The organism is Isoptericola sp. NPDC055881 (genome assembly GCF_053615895.1).
Genome location: NZ_JBSHCR010000133.1, coordinates 1 through 4235 on the forward strand (window position 1 = coordinate 1; position 4235 = coordinate 4235).

Below are 4235 nucleotides of genomic sequence, written 5' to 3' on the forward strand. Positions count from 1 at the left end.
CGTTCTGAACGCTCAGAACGTGCGCAACCGCCTGTTCGGCGCTGGTGTCGGGCGCCCTGGTGACCAGCCGCCCCGCACTGTTCACCCCTCGTTCACCTGCTCCTGGGTCCCGGGCCACCTTGCCTGCCTAGCGTTCCCGACGAACGCCGGTACTCCGCCGGTGCCACTCCGTGTGAACAGGATGGAACGAGACGTGAAGCTCAGCCGATTCACCCGTGCTGGATCCGCCGTCGCGGTCGGCGCGCTTGCCCTGACCCTCGCCGCGTGCGGCTCGGACCCGGCGACGCCGGGTGCGGCGTCCACCGACGGCTCGACGGAGGGCACCTCGACCCTCTCCGGTGAGCTCAGCGGTGGCGGTGCCTCCTCGCAGGAGTCCGCCCAGGAGGCGTGGCGTGCCGGCTTCCAGACGGCCAACCCGGACGTCACCGTCAACTACGACCCGGTGGGCTCGGGCGGTGGCCGCACCGGCTTCACCGACGGCTCGTACGCCTTCGCCGGCTCCGACGCAGCCCTGGACGACGACGAGATGTCGGCGGCCGAGGCCCAGTGCGGCGACGGCGGCGTCATCGAGTTCCCGGGCTACGTGAGCCCGATCGCCGTGGCCTTCAACCTGCCCGGCATCGACTCGCTGAACCTCAAGCCCGAGGTCATCGCGAACATCTTCTCGGGCAAGATCAAGGCCTGGAACGACGACGCGATCGCCGCCGACAACCCCGACGCCGACCTGCCGGACACCGCGATCACCGTGGTGCACCGGTCGGACGACTCGGGCACCACCGAGAACTTCCAGGCCTACCTGGCCGAGTCCGCCCCGCAGGCGTGGGACCACGAGCCCGACGGCGTGTGGCCGATCGAGGGCCAGGAGTCCGCGCAGGGCACCTCCGGCGTGGTCTCGGCCGCGCAGTCCGGCGAGGGCACCATCACCTACGCCGACGCCTCCCAGGTCTCCGGCCTCGGCACCGTGGCGGTCGGCGTGGGCGACGAGTTCGTCCCCTACAGCGCCGAGGCGGCCTCCGAGGTCGTCGCCCAGTCGCCGCGGGCCACGGGCACCGCCGACGGCGTGTACTCGATCGAGCTCAAGCGCGACGTCCCGGGCGCCTACCCGGTCGTCCTGGTCTCCTACCTGCTGGCCTGCGGCACCTACGCCGACCAGGCGCAGGCGGACCTGGTCAAGGGCTACCTCTCCTACCTCGTGAGCGAGGACGGCCAGAAGGTCGCCGCCGACGCGGCGGGCTCCGCCCCGCTGTCCTCGGACATCCGTGACGCGGTCCTGCCGTCGATCGAGGCCATCAAGGCCGCCTGACCCGGCGCGCACGGCCGGTCGAGCCCGCCGCCGGTCGAGCCCCCCGGGCTCGGCCGGCGGCAGCATCAACCACAGCAGGGGAACGAGGAGCACGAGTGACCACCACCGTCAGCCCGCCCGCCGAGCGGGTACCGGGTCGACCACGACGCCGACGCCGCACGACCGACCGCGGCTTCAACCGGGCCTTCCGCTGGATCGCGGTCGGCGCGGGCGTCCTCATCCTGGCGGTGCTGGCCGCCGTCGCCGTCTTCCTGCTGCAGCAGGCGTGGCCCGCCCTGACGGCCGGCTCGGACGAGCTGGCCGCCTCGGTGCCGCGGTACCCGGACGACACGTCGCTGCTCGAGTACGTCGGGCCGCTGGTGTTCGGCACGCTGCTCGCGGCGGCCCTCGCCCTCGCGCTCGCGACCCCGGTCGCGATGGGGATCGCGCTGTTCATCTCGCACTACGCCCCGCCGCGGCTCTCCCAGGTGCTCGGGTACCTGGTGGACCTGCTCGCCGCGGTCCCGTCGGTCATCTACGGCCTGTGGGGCATCTTCGTGCTCGGCCCGGCGGCCCTGCCGCTGTGGGAGTGGCTCAGCTCGGTGCTCGGCTGGTTCCCGCTGTTCGCCGGCCCGGTGTCGCCCACCTCCCGCGTGCTGGCCACCGTCGCCGTCGTCCTCGCGGTGATGATCCTGCCGATCATCACCGCCGTCGCCCGCGAGGTCTTCCTGCAGACGCCGAAGCTGCACGAGGAGGCGGCCCTCGCCCTCGGCGCGACGCGCTGGGAGATGGTCCGCACCGCGGTGCTGCCGTTCGGCCGGTCGGGCGTGATCTCGGCCGCGATGCTCGGCCTGGGCCGCGCCCTCGGCGAGACGATGGCGGTGCTGATGATCCTGTCGCCCGGGTTCTTGTACTCGTTCCGGATCCTCGACAGCGCGCAGCAGCAGACCATCGCCGCCTACATCGCGCTCGACTTCCCGGAGGCGAGCGGCCTCGCGGTGAACACCCTGATCGCCACCGGCCTCGTGCTGTTCGTCATCACGCTGGCCGTCAACATGGGCGCGCGCGCGATCGTGGCGCGGCGCAAGGAATTCTCGGGGGCCAACTGATGAGCACGACCACCGTGGACCCCACCGACGCGACCGTGCGCACGCGGGCCGCGCTGACCGGTGCGGACGGCGCCCGGCGCCGTAAGGACCGCACCATGACGGTGCTGATCTGGGGCGCGTTCGTCGTGGCGATGGCCCCGCTCGTGTCGCTGATCTGGACGGTGCTGAGCAACGGCGTCGGCCGCATCAGCATGGACTTCCTGACCCTGTCGATGCGCAACATCTTCGGCGGCGACCCGAGCGGCGGCATCTACCACGCCATCGTGGGCACGCTGATCATCACGGCCCTGGCCACGGTGATCTCGGTCCCGATCGGCCTGCTGACCGCGATCTACCTCGTGGAGTACGGCAAGGGGGCCCTGGCGCGCTCGGTGACGTTCTTCATCGACGTCATGACGGGCATCCCCTCGATCGTGGCGGGTCTCTTCGCGGTCTCCCTGTTCACCCTGGTCCTGGGTCCGGGGGTGCGGATGGGCGTCATCGGCGCCGTCGCGCTGTCGGTGCTGATGATCCCCGTGGTGGTCCGGTCCTGCGAGGAGATGCTCAAGCTCGTGCCGCACGAGCTGCGCGAGGCGTCCTACGCCCTGGGCGTGCCGAAGTGGCTGACGATCGTCAAGGTCGTGCTGCGCACCTCGGTGGCGGGCCTCACCACGGGCATCCTGCTGTCGATCGCCCGCGTCATCGGCGAGACGGCGCCCCTGCTCGTGACGGTCGGCGTGACCGACTCGATCAACTTCGACCCCTTCGAGGGCCGCATGATGACGCTGCCGGTCTTCGCCTACCGCCAGTACAGCCAGGGCCTCGCGACGTGCCCGGGTGGCGCGTCGGCCACCTGCGTGCCCGACATCGCGATCCAGAACGCGTGGGGCGCCGCCCTCGTGCTGATCGTCCTGGTGCTCGCCCTCAACCTCATCGGCCGGCTGGTGAACCGCTGGTTCTCCCCGAAGCTGCGCTGACCCGCAGCCGCCGCCCGCCGCAGCCCACCAGAAAGAGACAGACGATGGCACAGCGCATCGACGTGAAGGACCTCAACATCTACTACGGCGACTTCCTCGCCGTGCAGGACGTGTCGATGACGATCGACCCGAAGTCGGTGACGGCGTTCATCGGCCCGTCCGGGTGCGGCAAGTCGACGCTCCTGCGCACGCTCAACCGGATGCACGAGGTGATCCCGGGCGCCCGCGTGGAGGGCACGGTCGAGATGGAGGGCGTCGACCTGTACGGGGACGACATCGACCCCGTGGCCGTGCGCCGCAACGTCGGCATGGTCTTCCAGCGGCCCAACCCGTTCCCGACGATGTCGATCCGGGACAACGTGCTGGCCGGGGTGCGCCTCAACAACCGCCGCATCGGCAAGGCGGCCGCCGAGGAGATCGTCGAGTCGTCGCTGCGCGGCGCGAACCTGTGGAACGAGGTCAAGGACCGCCTCGACCGCCCGGGGTCGGGCCTGTCCGGCGGCCAGCAGCAGCGCCTGTGCATCGCCCGCGCGATCGCGGTGAAGCCGCAGGTCCTGCTGATGGACGAGCCGTGCTCGGCCCTCGACCCGATCTCCACGCTGGCGATCGAGGACCTCATCGGTGAGCTGAAGCAGGACTACACGATCGTCATCGTGACCCACAACATGCAGCAGGCGGCGCGCGTCAGCGACCGGACGGCGTTCTTCAACATCGCGGGGACCGGCAAGCCGGGCCGCCTGATCGAGATGAACGAGACGTCCACGATCTTCTCGACGCCGACCGAGCAGGCCACCGAGGACTACGTGTCCGGCCGCTTCGGGTGAGCCGGCCCGCCGGGTCCTCCGGCGGGGACGACGAAGGGGCGGGCCGCAGCGAGTCGCTGCGGCC

At 71.1% G+C, this 4235-nt stretch carries 4 protein-coding genes; all 4 read left to right on the plus strand.

Translation table 11 applies throughout. The features are described from left to right. The first annotated feature begins 193 nt into the window (after positions 1 to 193). The 4 genes from ACWGKI_RS20590 to pstB all read left to right on the plus strand — a co-directional run bounded on the left by ACWGKI_RS20590 (position 194) and on the right by pstB (position 4171). Positions 194 to 1303 (plus strand): phosphate ABC transporter substrate-binding protein PstS, encoded by a 1110-nt coding sequence (locus tag ACWGKI_RS20590; RefSeq protein WP_380245219.1) that lies wholly within the window; start codon positions 194 to 196, stop codon positions 1301 to 1303. A 95-nt stretch (positions 1304 to 1398) separates the two neighbouring features. After that, positions 1399 to 2391: a phosphate ABC transporter permease subunit PstC gene (gene pstC / locus ACWGKI_RS20595; protein ID WP_380245220.1), complete on the plus strand. Its 993-nt coding sequence runs from the start codon at positions 1399 to 1401 to the stop codon at positions 2389 to 2391. Continuing rightward, complete coding sequence (pstA, locus tag ACWGKI_RS20600; protein WP_380245221.1) at positions 2391 to 3347, plus strand: phosphate ABC transporter permease PstA; 957 nt, start codon at positions 2391 to 2393, stop codon at positions 3345 to 3347. The genes pstC and pstA overlap by 1 nt, the downstream gene beginning before the upstream one ends. 44 nt (positions 3348 to 3391) lie before the next feature. Continuing rightward, a complete protein-coding gene (gene pstB / locus ACWGKI_RS20605) occupies positions 3392 to 4171 on the plus strand; it encodes a phosphate ABC transporter ATP-binding protein PstB (protein WP_452189529.1) in 780 nt (259 codons plus the stop codon). Positions 4172 to 4235: the final 64 nt, after the last annotated feature.